The 3690-nt window shown below is 63.0% G+C and carries 5 protein-coding genes; all 5 read left to right on the top strand.

The genetic code is table 11. From position 1 onward, the window contains the following. The coding region (gene paaA / locus QCE49_RS33465; RefSeq protein ID WP_250439785.1) for a 1,2-phenylacetyl-CoA epoxidase subunit PaaA at positions 1-936 on the top strand (936 nt) is incomplete at its 5' end. A 17-nt stretch (positions 937-953) separates the two neighbouring features. After that, on the top strand, positions 954-1238 hold the full coding sequence (gene paaB, locus QCE49_RS33460; protein WP_008349546.1) for a 1,2-phenylacetyl-CoA epoxidase subunit PaaB: 285 nt from the start codon (positions 954-956) through the stop codon (positions 1236-1238). Between the two features lie 11 nt (positions 1239-1249). Continuing rightward, positions 1250-2050 (top strand): 1,2-phenylacetyl-CoA epoxidase subunit PaaC, encoded by an 801-nt coding sequence (gene paaC, locus QCE49_RS33455; RefSeq protein ID WP_008349547.1) that lies wholly within the window; start codon positions 1250-1252, stop codon positions 2048-2050. Next, positions 2050-2562: a 1,2-phenylacetyl-CoA epoxidase subunit PaaD gene (gene paaD / locus QCE49_RS33450; RefSeq protein ID WP_008352721.1), complete on the top strand. Its 513-nt coding sequence runs from the start codon at positions 2050-2052 to the stop codon at positions 2560-2562. Before paaC ends, paaD begins: the two co-directional genes overlap by 1 nt. A gap of 28 nt (positions 2563-2590) precedes the next feature. After that, positions 2591-3679 carry a 1,2-phenylacetyl-CoA epoxidase subunit PaaE gene (gene paaE / locus QCE49_RS33445; RefSeq protein ID WP_008352720.1) on the top strand — a complete coding sequence of 363 codons (1089 nt, stop codon included), beginning with the start codon at positions 2591-2593 and terminating at the stop codon, positions 3677-3679. Positions 3680-3690 lie beyond the last annotated feature (11 nt).

The raw sequence follows: 3690 nt of genomic DNA, 5'->3' as shown, positions 1-3690 counted from the left end.
GCCGCCCAAACCCGCTTCGACGCGGTGATGCAGGCCGACGGCAAGATCGAGCCGCAGGACTGGATGCCCGAGGCGTATCGCAAGACGCTGGTGCGTCAGATCTCGCAGCACGCGCATTCGGAGATCATCGGGATGCAGCCCGAGGGCAACTGGATCAGCCGCGCGCCGAGCCTCAAACGCAAGGCGATCCTGCTCGCGAAGGTGCAGGACGAAGGCGGCCACGGTCTGTACCTCTACAGCGCGGCCGAAACACTGGGCGTCTCGCGCGATCAACTGGTCGCCGCGCTGCACGCAGGCAAGGCGAAATATTCGAGCATCTTCAACTATCCGACACCCACGTGGGCCGATGTCGGCGTGATCGGCTGGCTCGTCGATGGCGCCGCGATCATGAACCAGATTCCGCTGTGCCGCTGCACCTACGGGCCGTATGCCCGCGCGATGATCCGCATCTGCAAGGAGGAGTCGTTCCACCAACGCCAGGGCTTCGACGCGCTGCTCGCGATGATGAAAGGCACGCAAGCGCAGAAGGATCTCGTGCAGCAGGCGGTGAACCGCTGGTGGTGGCCGGTGCTGATGATGTTCGGCCCGAGCGACAAGGATTCGATCCACAGCGGCCAGTCGTTCGCGTGGGGCATCAAGCGCATCTCGAACGATGACCTGCGTCAGAAGTTCGTCGATGCGACCGTCGAGCAGGCGAAGATCCTCGGCGTCACATTGCCCGATCCCGATTTGAAGTGGAACGAAGCGCGGCAAGCGCACGACTACGGCGCGATCGACTGGGACGAGTTCTGGCGCGTGGTCAACGGCGACGGTCCGTGCAACAAGGAGCGCCTCGCCACGCGCGTGAAGGCGCACGATGACGGCGCGTGGGTTCGCGAAGCCGCACTGGCGTATGCCGAGAAGCAAAAAGCCCGCGCCCACCAACAAGCTGCATGAGCATGGAGACGATGAAGATGAACAAGGAATGGCCGATCTGGGAAGTGTTCGTGCGCAGCAAGCAGGGACTGGATCACAAGCATTGCGGCAGCCTGCACGCACCGGACGCGGGCGCGGCGTTGCGCATGGCGCGCGACGTGTACACGCGTCGTCAGGAAGGCGTGAGCATCTGGGTGGTGCCCTCGGCGGCGATCACGGCATCGGACCCGGCAGACAAGGCCGAGTTGTTCGAGCCCGCGGGCGACAAGATCTATCGGCATCCGACGTTCTTCGTGCTGCCCGACGAAATCAATCACATGTAAGGGCGCGCGACATGAGCCAGAAAGAACATCTCGCCTACGTGCTGCGTCTTGCCGACAACGCGCTGATTCTCGGACAGCGCAACGCGGAGTGGTGCAGTCACGGCCCGGCACTGGAAGAGGATATTGCGCTGGCGAACATCAGTCTGGATCTGATCGGTCAGGCGCGTTTGCTCTACACGCATGCTGCTTCGCTCGAAGCATCGCTCAACGGCAACAAAAAGACCGAAGACGATTACGCGTACTTCCGCACCGAGCGCGAGTTCGCCAACTACACGATCGCGGAGTTGCCGCACTTCGGCCCGCTCGCGGGCACGACGCGCACGGAGCGCGATTACGCGGTGACGATCGTGCGCAACTTCCTGTACTCGGCGTTGATGATGGAAGTGTGGAGCGCATTGCAATCATCGAACGATGCGCAACTCGCGGCGATCGCGGCGAAGTCGATCAAGGAGACGAGCTATCACCTGCATCACGCGCGCGACTGGCTGGTGCGTTTCGGCGATGGCACTGCGGAGTCGCATCGGCGTGCGCAGGCTGCGCTCGATTATCTGATGCCGTACACGCGCGAGTTCTTCGCGACCGATGCAATCGAACAGGCCGTCGCCGATGCGGGCATCGCGCCGCTGGCGAGCGAGTTCGAAGCGGCGTGGCGCGAGCAGGTTGCATCGGCGCTCGATGAGGCGACGCTCAAAGTGCCCGTAGAAGTGCAGCACGTCACGACGGGCAAGCAAGGCGAGCACTCGGAGCACATGGGTTATCTGCTGGCGGAGATGCAGAGCCTGGCGCGTCAGCATCCGGGCGCGAGCTGGTAATGCAGGCCATGCAAACCACGATCGAACGCGCGTGGCACGTGCTCGAGTCGGTGCCCGATCCGGAGATTCCGGTGGTATCGATTCGCGAGCTGGGCATCTTGCGCGATGTGCGTCACGGCGACGATGGCGTGCTCGAAGTGGTGATCACGCCGACGTACTCGGGCTGTCCTGCGATGTCGCAGATTGCTGAGGACATCGCGAAAGCGATCGATGATGCGCAACTCGGCGCGCATCGCATCGAGACGGTGCTGGCGCCTGCGTGGACGACCGACTGGATCACCGATGACGCGCGCGAGAAGCTGCGCCGCTACGGCATCGCGCCGCCGACGGGCGCATGCGGCAGCGCAGAGAAGCCGATCCGCTTCGTGGCGCGCAAGCCCGCGACGATCGCGTGCCCGCGCTGCGGCTCGACGCACACGGAGAAGCTGGCGCAATTCGGCTCGACGGCGTGCAAGGCGTTGTATCGATGCATCGATTGCCGCGAGCCGTTCGATTACTTCAAGCCGTACTGAACCTCACTGACAAGCGAGCCGAGAAAACATGGCGACTCCGCAATTTCATCCGCTGCGCATTCGCGACGTGCGCCCCGAAACCGCCGACGCGCTCACCGTTTCGTTCGATGTGCCGCCCGCATTGCGCGATGCGTTTCGCTTCACGCAGGGCCAGTTCGTGACGCTCAAGACGCATATCGATGGCGAGGAGACGCGCCGCTCGTATTCGATCTGCGTGGGCGTGACCGACTACGATCGCGATGGCGAATTGCGCATCGGCATCAAGCGCGTGCGCGGCGGGCGCTTCTCGAACTTCGCGTTCGAGACCTTGAAGCCGGGCCATGAGATCGAGGTGATGACGCCCGACGGACGCTTCTTCACGCATCTGAACGCGGATCACGCGAAGCATTACGTGGCGTTCTCGGGCGGCTCGGGCATCACGCCGGTGCTGGCGATCATCAAGACGACGCTGGACATGGAGCCGACGAGCCGCTTCACGCTGGTGTACGGCAATCGCAGTGTCGACGCGATCATGTTTGCCGAAGAACTCGAGGATCTGAAGAACCGGTATATGGACCGGTTCTCGCTGTATCACGTGCTGTCCGATGATTTGCAGGATGTCGAGTTGTTCAACGGCGTGCTGGATCAGGAGAAGTGCAAGGCGTTTCTTTCGACGCTGCTCTCGCCTGAAGAGATCGATGAAGCGTTCATCTGCGGCCCCGGCCCGATGATGGATGCCGCTGAAGCCGCACTGAAAGAAGCGGGCGTGCCGCCGAAGCAGATTCATGTGGAGCGCTTCGGCACGCCGTTGCCGCAGGCGGGTGCGCCGACGATCGAGATTACGGAGAGCACGCCGGCGGCGGATCTGGAACTGGTCATCGATGGCAAGAAGCGCAAGCTGCGTCTGCCTTATGAAGGCGTGAGCGTGCTCGATGTCGGTCTGAAGGCAGGGCTCGCGTTGCCGTACGCGTGCAAGGGCGGGGTGTGCTGCACGTGCCGCGCGAAAGTGCTCGAAGGCGAAGTGAAGATGGACAAGAACTACACGCTCGAACAACACGAGATCGATGAGGGTTTCGTGCTGACCTGCCAGTGCCATCCGGTGAGCGAGCGCGTGGTTGTGAGCTTCGACGAGCGGTAAGCGACGTCCCG

It is taken from the genome of Caballeronia sp. LZ008 (assembly GCF_031451435.1).
In the GTDB taxonomy this organism is placed as follows: Bacteria; Pseudomonadota; Gammaproteobacteria; order Burkholderiales; family Burkholderiaceae; genus Caballeronia; species Caballeronia zhejiangensis.
The sequence above is the reverse complement of the archived record's forward strand: the minus strand, read 5'-3'. Positions and strand labels throughout refer to the sequence as shown.

Coding starts and splice junctions, on each gene's coding strand:
- paaE (WP_008352720.1), top strand. CDS start 2,591: ATGGCGACTCCGCAATTTCATCCGCTGCGCATTCGCGACGTGCGCCCC.
- paaC (WP_008349547.1), top strand. CDS start 1,250: ATGAGCCAGAAAGAACATCTCGCCTACGTGCTGCGTCTTGCCGACAAC.
- paaB (WP_008349546.1), top strand. CDS start 954: ATGAACAAGGAATGGCCGATCTGGGAAGTGTTCGTGCGCAGCAAGCAG.
- paaD (WP_008352721.1), top strand. CDS start 2,050: ATGCAGGCCATGCAAACCACGATCGAACGCGCGTGGCACGTGCTCGAG.